Genomic DNA, 17,100 nt, shown 5'->3' with positions numbered 1-17,100 from the left:
CCCCCGCATTCTGGAGGTTACTGACAGGAGATGTCAGGAGTCTTGGATGGCCGCGTCCAGCATTTCCACCCAGTGGCGCACGGGCGTGGCCGTGCCGCTCTGCAGGTGCGTGATGCAGCCGATGTTGGCCGACACGATGACCTTCGGCTCGAGCTCGGCCAGGTGCCCCAGCTTGCGGTCGCGCAGCGCCTTCGACGTCTGCGGCTCCAGCACCGAATACGTGCCGGCCGAACCACAGCACAGGTGCGATTCGTTCGTCGCCACGCGCAGCTGGAAGCCGAGTTCGTTCAGGTGCTGCTCGACGACGCCACGGACCTTCTGGCCGTGCTGAAGCGTACAGGGCGGGTGGAAGGCGAGCAGCCCCTCTGGCGCTTTCACGCGGTCGCGCAGCGCCGGCACGATCTGCGGCAGCAGTTCACCGATGTCCCGCGTGAGCGCGCTGATGCGCTGCGCCTTGTCCGCATACGCCGCATCGTGCTTCAGATGGTGCCCGTACTCGCGCACGGTAGCCCCGCAGCCGGAGGCGTTCATCACGATGGCTTCGACAGGCGCTGCACCGTTCACGCCTTCGACATGCGGCCACCATGCATCGATGTTCGCGCGCATCTGCGCGAGCCCGCCGTCCTGGTCGTTCAGGTGGAACTTCACCGCACCGCAACAACCAGCCTCGGGTGCGACGATGGTCTCGATGCCTGCGGCGTCGAGCACGCGTGCGGTGGCGGTGTTGATGTTGGGCATCATCGCCGGTTGAACGCAGCCGGTGAGCATCAGCACCTTGCGCGCATGGCTGCGCCCGGGCCAAGCGCCGGCTGGACGCGCCTCGGGCACCTTGGCCTTGAGCGCTTCGGGCAGCAGGCCGCGCACGCCCTGGCCGAGCTTCATGGCCGGCGCAAACAGCGGAGAGGTGAGGCCTTCCTTCAGCAGCCAGCGCAGTGCTCGCTCGCCGGCGGGACGCGGCACGCGCTCGTCCACCAGCTTGCGGCCGATGTCCACGAGATGGCCGTACTGGACCCCGCTGGGGCAGGTGCTTTCGCAGTTGCGGCAGGTGAGGCAACGGTCCAGATGCATCTGCGTGCTGCGTGTCGGTGCTTCGCCTTCGAGCACCTGCTTCATCAGGTAGATGCGGCCACGCGGGCCGTCCAGTTCGTCACCCATCAGCTGATAGGTGGGGCAGGTGGCGGTGCAGAAGCCGCAGTGCACGCACTTGCGCAGGATGGCTTCGGCCTCGCGGCCTTCCGGCGTGTCCTTGAATTCGGGTGCGAGCTGGGTCTGCATGGATCAGAAGCCGATGATCAGAAGCCGGCATACAGGCGGTCACGCCCGAAGATGCCATGGGGGTCGAACTGCTGCTTGAGCGCGGTGTGGATGCGCGCCAGCGGTTCGGCCAGCGGCGTGAAGACCGCGTGGCGCGGCGCGCCGGATGCGGCGCGGAACAGCGTTGCGTGCCCACCCGCGCGCGTCGCCGCCTGCCGTACTTCGGCGAGCCCGGTTGCCGGACGGCGCAGCCAGCGTTGCGCGCCGCCCCATTCGAGGAGCGTGTCGCCCATGCCAAGCGGCGGCGCGGTGTCCGGCACGCTCATGCGCCAGAGGCACTCGTCGCCACCGATGCGGAAGAAGTCGTGCGACTGTTCGCGCAAGGATTGCCACGGTGTCTGCGCATCGTCCACGCGCTCGCCGCCCAGCACCTGCCGCGCGGACGCCACGGCGGCCTGCGCACCGCGCAGGCGCAGCCACAGCATGCCCCCCTGCCAGCACGACGCGTTGAGCGGAAGCGGCCGCCCGGCCCAGCGATTGAGCTGCGTGATCGCCTGCGCTTCGTCCATCGCAAAGCGCAGCGTGCATTCGGCCGGCGGCACGGGCAGCACCTTGAGCGAGACCTCGGCGATGAGCGCGAGCGTGCCGAGCGAGCCCACCATGAGGCGGGACACGTCGTAGCCCGCGACATTCTTCATGACCTGGCCGCCGAAGCTCAGCACTTCGGCGCGGCCGTTGACGAGCGTGACGCCGAGCACGAAATCGCGCACCGCCCCCGACGATGCGCGCGCCGGGCCGGACAGGCCCGCCGCCACCATGCCGCCCACCGTGGCCGCGCCGCCGAACGAAGGCGGCTCGAACGGCAGGCACTGGCCGCGCGTGGCCAGCAGCGCTTCGAGCTCGGCCAGCGGCGTGCCCGCGCGCGCGGTGACGACGAGTTCACTCGGCTCATAGCTCGTGATGCCCGACAGCGGCCGGGTGTCGAGCACCTCCCCCGCAGGTTCGTTCGCCGGCGAGCCGCCGTAGAAGTCCTTGCTGCCACCACCCCGCAGACGCAGCGGCATGCCGCTGGACGCGGCGGCAGCAATGCGGTCGGTGATCTGGCGAAGGGCTGGATCCATGCCGGCGATGGTAGCGGGGCTCCCGATGCAGCCTTGTGATTTTTTTGAACGGGTCTTGTGAAACGGCTCGGTTCAGTCCACGAAGTAGTTGACCGGCAACCCCGGCACATCCACCCGCATCGACAGCACGCGCCCCGACAGCGGGTGTGCTTCGAGCTCTTTCCCGCTGCGACCGTGGCTTGCGGTCGTGAGGTAGAGCGTGCGCAGGTCATCGCCCCCGAAACACGGCATGGTGGGGCACTTCACCGGGACGGGAATTTCGGCCAGCACGTCGCCTGCCGGGGAGAGCTTGAGCACCCGCGCGCCTTCGTACATGGCGACCCAGTAGTTGCCTTCCGCGTCCACGGCAGCGCCGTCGGGCCGTCCACCGTAAGCGCTACCGGAAGCGTCATCGGCCGTCCAGCCCTTGGGCTTCGACGGGAACTGGTGGAACACGCGGTGGTGCTTCAGCACATTGAGCCCGCCCTCCCAGTCCCACGCCTGGATGACGTGGTGCGTGGTGTCGGTCCAGTAGAGAGTGCGGGCGTCGGCCGACCACGCGAGGCCGTTGGCGACGACGACGTTGTGCGCCTTCAGCGCCACCTGCGGCTTGCCGCCGTTGCCGTTGTCGGGCCGGCAGTCGATGCTGTAGAGGTCACCCTTGCGCGCGTCGCGCGGCTCGTAGATGGTGCCGGCCCAGAAGCGACCCAGGGGATCGCATTTGCCGTCATTGAAGCGCGTCGTCCGTGGGTCGTGGTTGAAGCGCGCCAGCACCGCAAGCGGGCCACCCCAGCTGCGCGCGCGGTACACGCCGTCGCGCAATGCAATGACGAGGCCGCCGCTTTGCGCCGGCGCAATGCAGCCCGGCTCGCTGGGCATCGGCCAGCTCTCGACCGTGCCCATGAAGACGTTGGCACGCAGGACGCGCTGACCCGGAATATCCACCCAGTACAGGGTGTTCTCCACCGGATGCCAGAAGGGGGATTCGCCGGTCCCGAAGCGCTCGGGAACGACGGCTTGCCAGTTGCTCATTCGCATGTCTCCTCAGGTTGCCGCATCAGTCTGGGCTGTGCTGGGGCCATTGTGCACGAGCCAAAAAAAAATGGCCCACCTTGCGGGTGGGCCAAACATCCAAAGGAGACTCTCGCTTGTATTCGTTGACCCGGCAGCCGCCTGCGACGGCGGCTGCCGGTGGCTGACGGATCAGCGGTTGTAGGCGGTTTCGCCGTGGGACGTGATGTCCAGGCCTTCGCGTTCGGCTTCTTCCGACACACGCAGACCGACCACCAGATCGGCGATCTTGAAGGCGATGAACGAGACGATGGCAGACAGGACCACCGTGGTCAGCACGCCCTGGAACTGGATCCAGACCTGGCTGCCGATGGAGTAGCCTTCGCCGACCTTGTTGGCGACGTAGTCGTACACACCGGTACCACCCAGGGACGGGGAAGCGAACACGCCGGTCAGCAGTGCGCCGACGATACCGCCCACGCCGTGGACACCGAAGACGTCGAGCGAGTCGTCCGCGCCCAGCATCTTCTTGAGACCGCTGACACCCCACAGGCACACGAAACCGGCGATCAGGCCGATGATGATCGCGCCCATCGGGCCCACGAAGCCGCAGGCCGGGGTGATGGCCACCAGACCGGCAACGGCGCCGGAAGCGGCACCCAGCATGGAAGCCTTGCCCTTGGCCAGCGCTTCACCGGCGATCCACGACAGCGTGGCGGCGGCGGTTGCGAACACGGTGTTGATCAGCGCGAGCGCGGTCAGGCCGTTGGCTTCGAGGTTGGAGCCGGCGTTGAAGCCGAACCAGCCTACCCACAGCATGGAGGCACCGACCATGGTCAGCGTCAGGCTGTGCGGCGTGAAGGCTTCCTTGCCGAAGCCCAGGCGCTTGCCGATGACATACGAACCCACCAGGCCGGCAACACCAGCGTTGATGTGGACGACGGTGCCGCCTGCGAAGTCGAGCGCGCCCTTGGCCCACAGCCAGCCGGCGTTGCCAACCACGGTCTCGAGCGAAGCAGCGTCGGTGATCGCATCCGGGCCGTCCCAGTACCAGACCATGTGGGCCATGGGCAGGTAGCAGAACGTGAACCAGATCACCGAGAAGATCAGCACGGCGCTGAACTTCACGCGTTCTGCGAAGGCACCGATGATCAGCGCGCAGGTGATGGCAGCGAACGTGGCCTGGAAGGCGATGAACGACAGCTCGGGGATCACCACACCCTTGCTGAAGGTGGCCGCGACGGAATCGGGGGTCACACCGCTCAGGAAGAGCTTGCTGAAATTGCCATAGAAGGTACCAGCGCCGCCGAATGCCAGCGTGTAGCCGTAGATGGCCCACAGGACATAGATCAGCGAGCTGACGACGAAAACCTGCATCAGGACCGACAGCATGTTCTTGCTGCGGACCAGGCCGCCGTAGAACAGGGCCAGGCCGGGCAGGGTCATGAAGATCACGAGCACGGTGGCCACGGTCATCCATGCGGTGTCACCCTTGTTCGGGGTGGGTGCAGCAGCGGGTGCGGCTTCGGCAGCGGCCGGGGCAGCAGCGGGTGCGGCTTCGGCGGCCGGTGCGGCAGCGGGTGCCGCCGGGGCTTCGGCAGCCGGTGCGGAAGGTGCGGGAGCCTGGGCGATTGCGGCGGTACCGCCGGCAATCAGGCTCATGCCCAACAGGAGGGAGGCAAGCAGTTTTTTCATATCTGTCTTCTTTCTAAAGGACGCTTACAGCGCTTCCTTGCCGGTCTCGCCGGTACGAATACGGACAACCTGCTCGAGGTTGTAGACAAAAATCTTGCCGTCACCGATCTTGCCGGTGCGGGCTGCGCCTTCGACGGCTTCGATCACGCGCTCGACCAGGTCATCGGACACGGCGGCTTCGATCTTGACCTTCGGCAGGAAGTCGACGACATATTCCGCGCCGCGGTACAGCTCGGTATGGCCCTTCTGACGGCCGAATCCCTTCACCTCCGTCACGGTAATGCCCTGCACGCCGATGCCGGAGAGGGCTTCGCGCACTTCGTCAAGCTTGAACGGCTTGATGATCGCTGTCACCAGTTTCATGTTCTTTTCCTTCAGGTAATACACAAAGGGCCTGCTCTCGCAGGCCCTGCCGAAATTACATTGCCTTCGTGATCGTCAGGACGAAGCGGTTCTTGTTGACGAAACCGTAGAAAGCCTTCTCGTTGGCACCAACCAGCGCGCCGGACAGAGAGAAGCCGTCGCCCAGATCGTAGCTCGCGCCGATGCTGTAGTCGGTGTAGTCCTCAGCGCCGGTAGCCGTCTTGAAGTTGGTGAACCCAACCGATGCCTTCAGCGTCAGCTTGGGCATGATTTCCTGGGCGATGGCCAGGTTCAGGTAGCCCGTACCCTTGCCGTCTCCAGCGGGCTGGCCCCATCCGAAGTAGCCGTCAGAGACAGTGTGCGAGTACTTGGCCGAGAAGGGGCCGTAGCCAACGCCGAAGTAGGCTTCCGTGGTGTTCACCATGGAATTGCCCGAGTACTGGTAGCGCAGCAGACCGACGTCGGCAGCCAGAGGGCCGAGCGGGAACTTGTAACCACCGTAGAAGTCGCTTTCCAGGCTGTTGTTGGCTGCCCAGTCGACGGAAGAGTTCCAGTTGCCAATGTAGAAACCATTGGCGAAGGCATAGTCGAAACCGCCTTGCAGGGCCGGCTTGAAGGCGCTGGTACGGCCGATGTCCTGGTCTTGACCGCGGAACTTGTAGTTGCTCGTGAGGCTGACGTTGGCGCTCAGTTGTGCGCTTGCAATCATCGGCAGGGCGGCGACAGCGGCAACTGCCAGGGTCTTCGCGAATTTCATCAAATGCTCTCCATTGGTGGTTAAAAGACAGCCGCTACAAAGCATGGAGCGTGCCAAAGTGCACACGCCTTGTAGGGTTGTGCACGCTATCGGCGCTTTGCGCGTTGCTTCTCCCGGTTCAGCCCGCTTTTATGCACATTTCTAGTGCATTCTTGGATTTTTTCCAGCACTAGTTGCGGGCGCGCACCTGAATAGGGAGTCTGTTTGAGTCTTGCTTGTATACAGAGCCGCGCGCTTCTGGGTCTGGAAGCGCGTGCTGTCACCGTCGAGGTGCATCTGGCCAATGGCCTGCCCAGCTTCACCCTGGTGGGGCTGGCCGATGTGGAGGTGAAGGAGGCGCGCGAGCGCGTGCGGTCCGCCCTCCAGAACGCCGGTCTCGAATTTCCGAACAACAAACGCATCACCGTGAATCTCGCGCCGGCGGACCTTCCCAAGGATTCCGGCCGGTTCGACCTGCCGATCGCGCTGGGCATCCTTGCCGCCAGCGGGCAGGTGGATGCCGCCCAGCTCGCCGGGCATGAATTCGCCGGCGAGCTCTCGCTGTCGGGCGAACTTCGGCCGGTGCGCGGGGCGCTGGCCATGAGCCTCGCGCTGCAGGCGCAGGGCGTGGACACCCGGCTGGTCCTGCCCGAATGCGGCGCGAAGGAGGCGGCGCTGGTCCCGGGCTCGCACGTCTATGGCGCCAGGCACCTGCTGGACGTCGTCTCGCGGTTCCGCCCGGCCTCTGATCAGGAAGACGCCGGCATCCCGGCCAGTGCATGGGTCCGCGTGCTGCCGGCCGAACCTGCCGCGGCGGCGCAAGGCCCCGACCTCGCGGATGTGAAAGGCCAGGCCGCCGCGCGGCGGGCGCTCGAGATCGCCGCGGCGGGCAACCACAGCGTGCTGATGGCCGGCCCGCCCGGCTCGGGCAAGTCGATGCTGGCGCAGCGCTTCGCGGGCCTGCTGCCCGTCATGTCGGTGCAGGAGTCGCTGGAAAGCGCCGCCATCGCGAGCCTGGGCGGTCGCTTCGCGCTCAATCGATGGGGCCAGCGCGCGACTTGCAGCCCGCACCATTCGGCGAGCGCCGTGGCGCTGGTCGGCGGCGGATCACCGCCGCGGCCGGGCGAGATATCACTGGCCCATCACGGCGTGCTGTTCCTGGACGAACTGCCCGAGTTCCCGCGTGCAGCGCTCGAGGCGTTGCGCGAGCCGCTGGAGACGGGCCGCATCCGCATCTCGCGCGCGGCGCGGCAGACGGAGTTTCCGGCGCGCTTCCAGCTGATCGCGGCGATGAACCCGTGCCCCTGCGGTTACCTCGGCGCGCGAGGACGCAGCTGCCGCTGCTCACCGGATCAAGTCGCGCGCTACCAAGCCAAGCTGAGCGGCCCGCTGCTGGATCGCATCGACCTGCACGTCGAAGTGCCCGCGCTCACCACGGATGAACTGCTGGAGGCCGCCCCCGGCGAGCCGACTGCCGCCGTGCGCGAACGTTGCACGCGTGCCCGCGATGTCGCCATGGCGCGCCAGGGGTGCGCCAACCAGGCGCTGCAGGGCATGGAGATCGACGCGCACGTCACGCTCGACGACGCGGCCACGCAGTTCATCCGCAAGGCTGCCACGCGGCTGGCCTGGTCGGCGCGCGCCACGCATCGGGCGCTGAAGGTAGCGCGCACGATTGCCGATCTGGACGGATCCACACAGACACGTGCCGAGCACGTCGCCGAAGCGGTGCAATACCGGCGCAGCCTGACGGCCACGGACTGATCAGCCTGCCTGGGTCGAAGTGAGCACGCCGGCATCAACCGGCAACCGCTGCCCTATCTGGCGGACCACCGCCGGCGGATCCTGCAGCAGCGCGGCATGCAGCGCACCTGCGGCACCCGGCCAGGTCTCGTCGTCCCCCGCGAGCAATGCGCGCACGACGTCGGCGGCCACATCGTCCGGCGACAGCTTAGCGCCGGTCACGCCCGCGCTCATGCGCGTGTCCACCACTGGCGGATAGGAGCCAATCACGCGGACGCCGCGCGGCGCGAGTTCGGCGCGCGCGGCCTGCGTGAGCGAATGCATGGCGGCCTTGCTCGCGCAATAGCTGCCCATGGCCGGCAAGGCCACATGCGCCAGCACGCTCACCACATGCACGATGCAGCCGTGTCCGCGCCGGGCCATGGCGGGCGCGAACGCATGCAGCAGCGCCAATGCGCCGAAATAGTTGGCGTCGATCTCGCGGCGTGCGTTCGCCAGCGCGTCGAGGTCAAAGATTCCCGCACCCGCATTGACGCCCGCTGCATTGACAAGAATGTCGATGCTGCCCGCAAGCCGGTCAGCGGCCGTACGCAACGACGCCGCGTCGCCCAGATCGAGCGGCAGCTCATCGGCCTGGCCGGTGGGCGTGCGAACGCCGCGCAACACGCGGGCGGCACCTGCGCCGCGCATGGCCGCACACAGCGCCTCGCCGATTCCTCCGCCAGCACCCGCGACCAGCACGGTGCGGCCTGCAATCGCCCGGTTGTCCTTCATCGTCGTCCCGCACTCCACAAAATCAATCCATCGATAATAGTTGCAATTCTCAATACTTGCAAAACGAGACTATCTGGGCGCACAATGCCGCCCAGGAACACACCCCATGCTGAACAACGAAAACTCCAGGCTCCTCACCCAGACCGGCCCCGGCACCGCCATGGGCCAGCTCATGCGCGCGTACTGGCTGCCCATCCTCATGTCGAGCGAACTGCCCGGCCCCGACTGCGACCCGGTGCGCGTGCGGCTGCTCGGCGAACCGCTGATCGCGTTCCGCGATTCGGGTGGGCAGGTCGGCCTGCTCGACGAGTTCTGCCCGCACCGCCGCGCCTCGCTCTACCTGGGCCGCAATGAGGAAGGCGGCCTGCGCTGCGCCTATCACGGCTGGAAGTTCGACATCCACGGCCGCTGCACCGACCTGCCCAGCGAGCCGCCGGAAAGCAGTTTCTGCAAGCGCATCAAGACCGTCGCCTACCCCTGCATCGAACGCGGCGGCGTGGTCTGGGCCTATCTGGGCGAAGGCACGCCGCCCGAGGCGCCGGCCTTCGAATGGGCATCGGTGGACGCCAGCCATGTCTACATGAGCAAACGCGTGATGGACTGCAACTGGGCGCAGGCGCTCGAAGGCGACATCGACAGCAGCCACGCGTCGATCCTGCATTCGCGGCTCGACCCGGCTGACTACCAGCAGTTCGAAGGCGCACGCGAACTGCTTTATTTCGACCGCGACCGCTACCCGCGCTACGAGGTGCTAGACACCGACTACGGCCTGATGATGGCCGCACGCCGCAACGCGGAAGAAGACACCTACTACTGGCGCGCCGCGCAGTACGTGATGCCGGTGTTCGTGATGATCGCGCCCTTCGACGACCCGTTGCCGCAGTTCAACATGTGGGTGCCGATGGACGATCACACGACGATGGTCTGGGCCATCCACTGGCACCCGGACCGCCCGCTCACCGCCACCGAGCGTGCCAAGCGCGACACCGGCCTGTTCTTCCACTGCACCGAGTTCATGCCGGCCACGGCCGAGGCGGGCGGCGCATGGCGGCCGGTGCGGCACGCGGGCAACGATTACCTCGGCGACCGGCAGATCCAGCGCTCACGCATGTTCTCCAGCATCGAGCCGCTGTGGTGCCAGGACAAGGCGGTGCAGGAAAGCATGGGCCCGATCGCGGACCGCCTGCACGAACACCTTGCGCCCAGCGACCTCGCCATCTCGCGCTGGCGGCAGAAGGTGCTGGCCGCGGCACGCGCGTATGGCGAAGGCACCAAGCCCGTCGGTCTCGACCCGCGCAGCCACCGCATCCGCCCCGTGGGCCTGGTGCTCGACCGCGAGGCCGACTGGCGAGAGCACATCACGCGTTGCATGACCATTGATCCAGCGCAGGACACCGCGGCCACGTGACAACAGCGCGGGCATGTGGGGGACATGTGGCTGCCGTATGATTTGCGTTTCGCAATGATTTCGCCATGAAGCGCGGCCGCACCGGCCGTGCCATGCGTGCAGAGGAACACATGTCTATCAAGAGCGCGGCAGGCCTCACCGAGGAAGACCTTGACCTGGAACACCGGACGGCCTACCGTTTCGCCATCCTGGCCGACGGCAGCATGCGCTGCCTGGCGGGCATGTTCGGACCCAAGTTCGGCCTCACTGTCGCGGGATGGAAGATCATGGCGATCATCGGCCGCTACGAGCCGATCTTCCCGGTGGACGCCGCGCATCACGCCACCATGGACGCCGACAAGGTCACGCGCGCTGTCGACCAGCTGGTGAACGCCGGCTGGGTCACGCGCACGGTGGACTCGGAAGACCGCCGCCGCGTCGCGCTGAACCTCACGAAGAAAGGCCGCGCCATCTACGAAGAGATCGACCACGCGCGCCGCGTGATCGAACGCCGCTTCCTCTCCGTGCTCGACACGCGCGAACTCAAGTCTTTCTACCAGGTGATGGACAAGCTCGAAGCGCAGGGCCGCAAGATCTTCACCGGCAAGACGGCCTGGAAGGCCATCGCCGAGGCAGAAGGCCTGGCCGCCCCCCCGGCGCGCGCACCGCGTGCCGCTGCAAAGACGACGGCGCCGCGCAAACGCAAGGTTACCGACTGAAGCCTGCCGGGGTGTCTCATCCGGCAGCCTGATCGCTCGCGCGCCAGGCCAGCGCGATTTCCTGTGGCGTCGCGCGCCACACACCCTCCATGCCGGACAGCGCAGCCAGCAACTCGCGCAGGTAGGTCGCGCGCCACGGCTGGCCGATGAGCCACGGATGCAGGTTGATCACGAGGCAGCGCCCGCTGGTCTTCCCGTCTTCGGCGAGTCGCGTCGCGGCTTCGAGCACCATGGCGCACCAGCGCGCCATATCGACCTTGCGGTGCCAGTGCGCAAACACGTCGTCGAGATCGATCGCCACGGGCACCGCAACCACGCGGCCCGAGCCTGACTCGATGGCGAAGGGCTGTTCGTCGTTGGTCCAGTCGAGCAGGCAATGGATGCCCAGGCCGGCCAGCAAACCCGGCGTGCGCATGCTCTCGCCGTACTCGGCGCCGTGCCACGCCGTAGGCCGGATGCCGCAGGCCTGTGCGATGTCGTCGATGGCCGACGACAGGTGTGCATGCTCGGTGGCTTCGTCCATCTCCGACGACACCATCTGCGTCACGCTGCGGCCGTGCGCCGCAATGTCCCAGCCGAGCGACTGCGCGCGCCGTATGACTGGCGCCCGATGCATCGCCGTGAGCGCATCGACGGCGAGCGTCGCACGGAAGCCGTGGCGCGCCAGTTCGTCCGCCACGCGGAAGAAGCCGATGCGGTTGCCGTATTCGCGTGTGGACCAGGCGCGCAGGTCCGGATACGGGCCACGGCCGAAGCCGCCCGGCAGATTGGGCGGCTGGTGCGCGCCGTCGGGCGGTGCGATCTCATAGGTTTCCGCGCTGACCATGAAGGCCAGCGCCAGCGGCTTGTTACCGGGCCAGCGCAACGCGGGCCGCAGATGGATCGACGAGGGCGCATGGCCGAAGCCGAGCGGATGACCCTGCGCCTGCAGGCGGGGCTGGTTGCTCATGCGTCACCGCCTTGCCGTGCGGCCTTTCCGGAACCGCAGGCGTGCGCGAGCATCGCATCGTGGCAGTTCGTCATGTACCAGCCCGCGATCTCCGCGCCAGTGGCCTGCCAGATCAGTGGGTGCGACAGCACATGCGACAGCACGCGGTCGAACGCGGCAATGCGCTGGGGCTGCCCGATGAGCGCCGGGTGCACCGACAGGCAGAACACGCGGCCGCTGTGCGCACCCTCTTCATACAGCCGGTCGAACTGGCGGCAGCAGGCGTCGGCGAACTGGTCGGCCTCGAACGCTGCACCGAAGAACGGTGCATCGTTGGTTTCCTGCGCATAGGGCATGGAGATCAGCTTGCCCGCGCGCACGCGCAGCGGGAACGGCTGGTCGTCGTGGAACCAGTCGCCGTGGTAGAGGAAGCCTTCTTCCGCCAGCAGGTCTGGCGTGCTCTCCGTCGCGGCCTGCGGGCCGGGGCCGCCGGTGCCCGCCATGCGCACGCCGGTCAGTTGCTCCACGCCGTCGCGCATCTCGCGCCAGTAGGCGCGCTCCTGCGCTTCGTCCAGGCCGTAGATGAAACGCGTGTTGGCGATGCCGTGGCCGATGAAGTCCCATCCGCGCGCCACGGCGGCCGCGCGGATGTCCGGGTACGCCGCGAGCGCCGCAGAGTTGACCACGGCGGAGCAGCGTGCGCGGTGTTTGTCCAGCACCTCCAGCATGCGCCAGAAGCCCACGCGCGGACCGTACTCCTGCCGGCCGAAGGCCAGCACATCCGGCGCTGCCGTGCGTGACCACGCGTTGAGCCACGCGTCGCGCGGCGGGTCGGGTTCGTAGAGCAGCACGTTCGGGCAGATCCAGACCGCCACGCGCGCGCCACCCGGCCACTTCAGCGGCGGGCGGCCCTCGATCGGATCGTAGGGTGACCAGGTGGGCAGGGTGCCGGCGCGCTCGCGGCGGGTGGCCGGCGCCTGGGGCCGGTAGGTGAATTGCAGCATGGCCGGCATGTTGCCAGATATTTGCGATTCGCGACTTTTTATTTGTATAATGCAACTATTATTTCGAGAGGTCCTCCGATGCTTTCCAAGCGAGACAATGAAATCCTGACGCGCGTGGACGCGAGCGAACCGCTCGGCCGCTTCCTGCGCCGTTACTGGATTCCCGCCTGCGTTTCCAGCGAGATCGCCGAGCCCGGCGGCAAGCCGGTGCGCGTGGGCCTGCTGGGCGAGAAGCTCGTCGCCTTCCGCAGCCCCGATGGCACGCCCGGCCTCATCAAGGAGTTCTGCCCGCACCGCGGCGCTTCGCTGGTCTATGCGCGCAACGAGCCGGGTGGACTGCGTTGCCTCTATCACGGCTGGAAGATGGCGGCCGACGGCGCTGTGGTCGAGACACCGGCCGAGCCGGCCAACAGCAAGATCACGCGCAACCTCTGCCATGGCAACTACCCGGTGCGCGAAGCCGGCGGCGTGCTCTGGACGTACATGGGTCCGCGCGAACTGGAGCCGCCCTTCCCCGACTTCCCGTGGACACACCTGCCGCCCGAGCAGTTGCTGGTGGTGAAGATGTACCAGGACTGCAATTTCCTGCAGGGCCTGGAGGGCGACCTCGACCCGGCGCACCCCAACTACCTGCATCGCGACTTCAGCGACGAAGCCAAACAGCGCAGCTGGACCGGCGCGGGCTGGCAGTCCATCAGCGATCTGATGTTCGACGGCGCGCCAGTCATCCACTGCGAAGAAACACCGCACCTCATGCGCGTGGGCGCCGTGCGCAAGACGGCGGACCCGGCACAGAGCTACGTGCGCCTCACCGAATGGGTCGCGCCGTTCTACACGCACATCGCCACCGGCCCGCACGAGTCGGCGCTGTTCAAGGCCTGGCTGCCGATCGACAACGAGCGCTGCTTCACGTTCTACATCCACTACGACCCGTTGAAGCCCATCAACGTGTCGGCCATCTACGAGAACTGGGGCCACTACACCGAAGGCCCGGATTTCAGGACGCCGCACACGCTGGAAAACATGCACCTGCAGGACCGCGTCAAGATGGCGACGATCAATTTCTCCGGCGTGGACGGTGCGGCCGTGCAGGACCGCGCGGTGCAGGAAAGCATGGGTCCGATCTACGACCGCACGCAGGAGCACCTGGGCACGAGCGACAAGGCCGTCATCTTCTACCGGCGACTCGTGCTGCGGAAGATCGCAGAGATGGACGAAGGCAAGCCGCTGCCGGCCACCGACCCCGGGCTCGACTTCTCGCAGCGCGCGGCCTCGGTGTTCATGCCGTCGGACATGTCGTGGCGCGACGCGCGCCAGTGGCAGGAGAAGGTGGAGCGGGAGCGGCCCCTTCCGGACCCCGTCGAGACCTCCGACGCTGGCGCGCCACGCTGATGCCCGAGATCACCTACATCCTGTCCGACGGGACGCGCCGGACCGTGAGCGCGTCGGCCGGCGACTCCGTCATGCGTGCCGCCGTGATGAACGACGTGCGCGGCATCGACGGCGAATGCGGCGGTTGTCTCTCGTGCGCCACCTGTCATGTCTATGTGGACGCTGAATGGCTCGCGAAGTTGCCTGCGTGCGATCCGATGGAGATCGAACTGCTCTCCACCGTCGCCGACGAGCGCCGCGAAGGCAGCCGGCTCGGCTGCCAGATCACGCTGGACGCAACGCTCGACGGCCTCGTCGTCACCATGCCCGGGCGCCAGACATGACCGGCAGCGCGCGCCTCGTCGTGATCGGCGCCTCGCATGCGGGCGTGCAGCTCGCGGCGAGCGCGCGCGATCTGGGCTGGAGCGACCCCATCACCCTGATCGGCGATGAGGCCGATGCACCCTATCAGCGCCCGCCGCTGTCCAAGGCGTATCTCACTGGCAATGCTGCCGAGGAATCGTTGCCGCTGCGCGGCCCCGCTTTCTACAGGGAGCGGCAGATCGATCTGCTCACCGGCACCCGCGCGTTGACGGTCGACACCGCAGCGCACACGGTGACGAACGGCGACGGAACCGTGCTGCCGTGGGACAAGCTGGCCTTCGCCACCGGCACACGCGCACGGGCCCTGCCCTGCGTGCCGCCCGGCACACGCGGCGTGCTGGCGCTGCGCACGCTGGACGATGCCCGCCGTCTGCGCGACGCCTGGGCTGCGCGCGATGTCGTGATCGCGGGCGCTGGCTACATCGGCCTCGAGGTGGCCGCAGCGCTGGCACAGGAGAAGCGCCACGTGACCGTGATCGAAGCGCAGCCGCGCATCCTCTCGCGCACCACGCCCGCGCCCGTGGCGCAGTGGATGACCGATCTGCACATGCGCCACGGTGTATCGCTGGCGCTCTCGACCACCATCCAGTCGGTGCAGACCGACGCTGGTGCCATCCGCGCCGTGGCATGCAGCGACGGGCGCGTACTGCCGGCCGACCTTCTCGTGGTCGGCATCGGCGTGCTGGCCAACGACGACATCGCACGCGCGGCCGGCATCGACTGCGACGATGGCATCCTGGTCGACGAGTTCGCGCGCACCAGCCATCCGGACGTGGTGGCGGCGGGCGATTGCACGCGGCACTTCAGCCTGCATGCGGGCCGCAAGGTACGCCTCGAATCCATCCAGAACGCGACGGATCAGGCACGCACCGCTGCGGCCACGCTCGTGGGGCAAAGCCAGCCCTATCGCGCGGTCCCGTGGTTCTGGACGGACCAGTTCGGCTTCAAGCTGCAGACGGCGGGCATCGCGGGCGACGCGGCGCAATCGGTGGTGCGTGGCGACGTGCAGGGCGGGAAGTTCTCCTGGTTCCACTTCACGGACAACCGCCTCGTCGCGGTGGACACGATCAACAAGCCCGCCGAGCACATGCTGGCGCGCAAGCTGCTTGCCGCCCGCACCGCGCTCACGCCCGCGCAGGCAGCAGACCCCCTCTTCGAACTCGGAAGCGCCTTGTCATGACCATTCCCCTCGACCTCGATACCGCGGGCATTGCGCAACTCGGCGAAGCATTGCGCTCACGCCAGCTCACGGTGCGCGCGCTCGTGCAGCATGGCCTCGACCGCATCGCGCAGCACAACGCGGCTGGCGCGAACCTCAACGCGGTGCGCACCCTGTCGCCCGATGCATTGGAGGCCGCCGACGCAATGCAGGCCGAACTCGACGCCGGGCGGGACCGTGGGCCGCTGCATGGCATTCCCTATCTGGCCAAGGACAACATCATGGTCGCCGGCCTGCGCGCGAGCTCGGGCGTGAGAGCACTTGCCGAGTTCGTGCCGTCCGCCGATGCGACGATCGTGCGCCGCCTGCGCGATGCGGGCGCCATCCTGCTCGGCAAGACCAACATGACCGAGCTCGCCGACTACGTGTCCGACGTGATGCCATCCGAATTCAGCGGAGCCGGCGGCGTGGTGAAGAACCCGCATGGCCCGCGCTACGACCGCGGGCAAGGTTCGAGCGTGGGCTCGGCCAGTGCGGTGGCAGCAGGCTTCGCGCCGTTCGCCATCGGCTCGGAAACGCAGAACTCCATCCAGACCCCGGCCACGCGCTCTTCGCTCGTCGGCTTCAAGCCGACGGTGGGCTTTGCCAGCCGCGCGGGCATCGCACCGCTCGTGGCGAGCCAGGATTCGCCGGGCCCTCTCGCACGCAGCGTGGCCGATGCGGCGCTGGTTTCCGCCGTGCTCTGCGCGCCCGATCCGCGCGACGGCCTCACGATGCGCTGGGTGCATGAGCGCCGGCAGGCCATCGCCGCCACCGCCGCGCCACTCGGGGGACTGCGCATCGGTGTGCCGCGCCGCGCCATGGCCGACAAGCCCGCGTATGCCGATTCGATAGGCAGTTTCACGCGCGTTCTCGACGCCTTGCGCCAGGCCGGCGTGACGCTGGTCGACCCGTGCGACGTACCGTCGTCCGAGCAATTGCTCGACGTGGTGTCGTCCGTGTTCCGCGCCGAGTTCAAGGCGTCGTTCGACGCATTCCTGCAGGAGCACGGCTCGCCCTGCGGCATCGATTCGCTGCAAGCGCTGGTGACATGGAATGCGTCGCACCCCGAAGCCATCCCCTACGGCCAGGTACTGATGGAACGCGCCGCTGCCACGGGCCCGCTGCACGAAGACACGTACCTCGCCGACCGCGCGCGCGATCTCGCGCTGGCGCTGCACGGCGGCATCGAAGCCGCGCTCGACCTTGGCCAGGCCGACGCCCTGCTGCTGCCCATGGACGCCGCCGCGCGCATGACAGGCAAGGCCGGTGCACCGGTGCTCGCGATCCCGATGGGTAAGGGCGACGACGGCCAGCCTTTCGGCGTCACGCTCGTGGCACGGCCAGGTGCGGATGCGCAACTGCTTTCCATCGGCATGGCCGTGGAGGGCGTGTGCGGTCAGCGCCTGCTGCCGCGCCTCTGACCACTGCCT

At 67.6% G+C, this 17,100-nt stretch carries 16 protein-coding genes; 7 read left to right on the top strand and 9 right to left on the bottom strand.

The window, feature by feature from the left end:
* Positions 1-33 precede the first annotated feature (33 nt).
* The 6 genes from glcF to ACO2Q9_RS19775 all read right to left on the bottom strand — a co-directional run bounded on the left by glcF (position 34) and on the right by ACO2Q9_RS19775 (position 6,180).
* Positions 34-1,275, bottom strand: a complete 1,242-nt coding sequence (gene glcF, locus ACO2Q9_RS19800; protein ID WP_423313953.1) for a glycolate oxidase subunit GlcF — start codon at positions 1,273-1,275, stop codon at positions 34-36.
* A gap of 17 nt (positions 1,276-1,292) precedes the next feature.
* Positions 1,293-2,375 carry a glycolate oxidase subunit GlcE gene (glcE, locus tag ACO2Q9_RS19795; protein WP_423313952.1) on the bottom strand — a complete coding sequence of 361 codons (1,083 nt, stop codon included), beginning with the start codon at positions 2,373-2,375 and terminating at the stop codon, positions 1,293-1,295.
* Between the two features lie 72 nt (positions 2,376-2,447).
* Positions 2,448-3,386, bottom strand: a complete 939-nt coding sequence (locus ACO2Q9_RS19790; protein ID WP_423313950.1) for an SMP-30/gluconolactonase/LRE family protein — start codon at positions 3,384-3,386, stop codon at positions 2,448-2,450.
* A 171-nt stretch (positions 3,387-3,557) separates the two neighbouring features.
* Positions 3,558-5,060, bottom strand: a complete 1,503-nt coding sequence (locus ACO2Q9_RS19785; protein WP_423313948.1) for an ammonium transporter — start codon at positions 5,058-5,060, stop codon at positions 3,558-3,560.
* Between the two features lie 24 nt (positions 5,061-5,084).
* Positions 5,085-5,423: a P-II family nitrogen regulator gene (gene glnK, locus ACO2Q9_RS19780; protein WP_423313946.1), complete on the bottom strand. Its 339-nt coding sequence runs from the start codon at positions 5,421-5,423 to the stop codon at positions 5,085-5,087.
* Between the two features lie 55 nt (positions 5,424-5,478).
* Positions 5,479-6,180 carry a TorF family putative porin gene (locus tag ACO2Q9_RS19775; protein WP_423313945.1) on the bottom strand — a complete coding sequence of 234 codons (702 nt, stop codon included), beginning with the start codon at positions 6,178-6,180 and terminating at the stop codon, positions 5,479-5,481.
* A gap of 204 nt (positions 6,181-6,384) precedes the next feature.
* Between ACO2Q9_RS19775 and ACO2Q9_RS19770 the strand changes: the two genes are divergently transcribed.
* Positions 6,385-7,923 (top strand): YifB family Mg chelatase-like AAA ATPase, encoded by a 1,539-nt coding sequence (locus ACO2Q9_RS19770; RefSeq protein ID WP_423313943.1) that lies wholly within the window; start codon positions 6,385-6,387, stop codon positions 7,921-7,923.
* On the opposite strand, the gene ACO2Q9_RS19765 is transcribed toward ACO2Q9_RS19770, so the two are convergent.
* Entirely contained in the window at positions 7,924-8,676 is a 753-nt protein-coding gene (locus ACO2Q9_RS19765; RefSeq protein WP_423313941.1) for an SDR family NAD(P)-dependent oxidoreductase, read from the bottom strand.
* 106 nt (positions 8,677-8,782) lie between these two features.
* On the opposite strand from ACO2Q9_RS19765, the gene ACO2Q9_RS19760 reads away from it, so the two are divergent.
* Positions 8,783-10,084, top strand: a complete 1,302-nt coding sequence (locus tag ACO2Q9_RS19760; RefSeq protein WP_423313939.1) for a Rieske 2Fe-2S domain-containing protein — start codon at positions 8,783-8,785, stop codon at positions 10,082-10,084.
* A gap of 65 nt (positions 10,085-10,149) precedes the next feature.
* Complete coding sequence (locus ACO2Q9_RS19755; RefSeq protein WP_423313937.1) at positions 10,150-10,782, top strand: MarR family winged helix-turn-helix transcriptional regulator; 633 nt, start codon at positions 10,150-10,152, stop codon at positions 10,780-10,782.
* A gap of 16 nt (positions 10,783-10,798) precedes the next feature.
* Here ACO2Q9_RS19755 and ACO2Q9_RS19750 read toward each other — a convergent pair whose 3' ends face one another.
* Positions 10,799-11,731 (bottom strand): polysaccharide deacetylase family protein, encoded by a 933-nt coding sequence (locus tag ACO2Q9_RS19750; RefSeq protein WP_423313935.1) that lies wholly within the window; start codon positions 11,729-11,731, stop codon positions 10,799-10,801.
* Positions 11,728-12,714, bottom strand: coding sequence for a polysaccharide deacetylase (locus tag ACO2Q9_RS19745; RefSeq protein WP_423313933.1), 987 nt, complete (start codon positions 12,712-12,714; stop codon positions 11,728-11,730). Before ACO2Q9_RS19745 ends, ACO2Q9_RS19750 begins: the two co-directional genes overlap by 4 nt.
* A 78-nt stretch (positions 12,715-12,792) precedes the next feature.
* On the opposite strand from ACO2Q9_RS19745, the gene ACO2Q9_RS19740 reads away from it, so the two are divergent.
* The 4 genes from ACO2Q9_RS19740 to ACO2Q9_RS19725 are packed head-to-tail and all read left to right on the top strand — an operon-like array spanning position 12,793 to position 17,091.
* Positions 12,793-14,106 carry a Rieske 2Fe-2S domain-containing protein gene (locus ACO2Q9_RS19740; protein ID WP_423313931.1) on the top strand — a complete coding sequence of 438 codons (1,314 nt, stop codon included), beginning with the start codon at positions 12,793-12,795 and terminating at the stop codon, positions 14,104-14,106.
* A complete protein-coding gene (locus tag ACO2Q9_RS19735) occupies positions 14,106-14,429 on the top strand; it encodes a 2Fe-2S iron-sulfur cluster-binding protein (protein WP_423313929.1) in 324 nt (107 codons plus the stop codon). The genes ACO2Q9_RS19740 and ACO2Q9_RS19735 overlap by 1 nt, the downstream gene beginning before the upstream one ends.
* A complete protein-coding gene (locus tag ACO2Q9_RS19730; RefSeq protein ID WP_423313928.1) occupies positions 14,426-15,649 on the top strand; it encodes an NAD(P)/FAD-dependent oxidoreductase in 1,224 nt (407 codons plus the stop codon). The genes ACO2Q9_RS19735 and ACO2Q9_RS19730 overlap by 4 nt, the downstream gene beginning before the upstream one ends.
* On the top strand, positions 15,646-17,091 hold the full coding sequence (locus ACO2Q9_RS19725) for an amidase family protein (RefSeq protein WP_423313926.1): 1,446 nt from the start codon (positions 15,646-15,648) through the stop codon (positions 17,089-17,091). The genes ACO2Q9_RS19730 and ACO2Q9_RS19725 overlap by 4 nt, the downstream gene beginning before the upstream one ends.
* The last annotated feature ends 9 nt before the right edge of the window (positions 17,092-17,100 follow it).

Origin of the sequence: Variovorax sp. VNK109 (genome assembly GCF_049445855.1) — a bacterium.
Lineage (GTDB): Bacteria > Pseudomonadota > Gammaproteobacteria > Burkholderiales > Burkholderiaceae_C > JAGOCV01.
Note: the sequence above shows the minus strand (reverse complement) of the source record. Positions and strands in the feature narration are given on the sequence as shown.

Bases quoted from the DNA above. Each gene is read 5' to 3' on its own strand.
- glcF (WP_423313953.1), bottom strand. From the start codon at position 1,275: ATGCAGACCCAGCTCGCACCCGAATTCAAGGACACGCCGGAAGGCCGC.
- glcE (WP_423313952.1), bottom strand. From the start codon at position 2,375: ATGGATCCAGCCCTTCGCCAGATCACCGACCGCATTGCTGCCGCCGCG.
- ACO2Q9_RS19790 (WP_423313950.1), bottom strand. From the start codon at position 3,386: ATGAGCAACTGGCAAGCCGTCGTTCCCGAGCGCTTCGGGACCGGCGAA.
- ACO2Q9_RS19785 (WP_423313948.1), bottom strand. From the start codon at position 5,060: ATGAAAAAACTGCTTGCCTCCCTCCTGTTGGGCATGAGCCTGATTGCC.
- glnK (WP_423313946.1), bottom strand. From the start codon at position 5,423: ATGAAACTGGTGACAGCGATCATCAAGCCGTTCAAGCTTGACGAAGTG.
- ACO2Q9_RS19775 (WP_423313945.1), bottom strand. From the start codon at position 6,180: ATGAAATTCGCGAAGACCCTGGCAGTTGCCGCTGTCGCCGCCCTGCCG.
- ACO2Q9_RS19765 (WP_423313941.1), bottom strand. From the start codon at position 8,676: ATGAAGGACAACCGGGCGATTGCAGGCCGCACCGTGCTGGTCGCGGGT.
- ACO2Q9_RS19760 (WP_423313939.1), top strand. From the start codon at position 8,783: ATGCTGAACAACGAAAACTCCAGGCTCCTCACCCAGACCGGCCCCGGC.
- ACO2Q9_RS19755 (WP_423313937.1), top strand. From the start codon at position 10,150: ATGAAGCGCGGCCGCACCGGCCGTGCCATGCGTGCAGAGGAACACATG.
- ACO2Q9_RS19750 (WP_423313935.1), bottom strand. From the start codon at position 11,731: ATGAGCAACCAGCCCCGCCTGCAGGCGCAGGGTCATCCGCTCGGCTTC.
- ACO2Q9_RS19745 (WP_423313933.1), bottom strand. From the start codon at position 12,714: ATGCTGCAATTCACCTACCGGCCCCAGGCGCCGGCCACCCGCCGCGAG.
- ACO2Q9_RS19740 (WP_423313931.1), top strand. From the start codon at position 12,793: ATGCTTTCCAAGCGAGACAATGAAATCCTGACGCGCGTGGACGCGAGC.
- ACO2Q9_RS19735 (WP_423313929.1), top strand. From the start codon at position 14,106: ATGCCCGAGATCACCTACATCCTGTCCGACGGGACGCGCCGGACCGTG.
- ACO2Q9_RS19730 (WP_423313928.1), top strand. From the start codon at position 14,426: ATGACCGGCAGCGCGCGCCTCGTCGTGATCGGCGCCTCGCATGCGGGC.
- ACO2Q9_RS19725 (WP_423313926.1), top strand. From the start codon at position 15,646: ATGACCATTCCCCTCGACCTCGATACCGCGGGCATTGCGCAACTCGGC.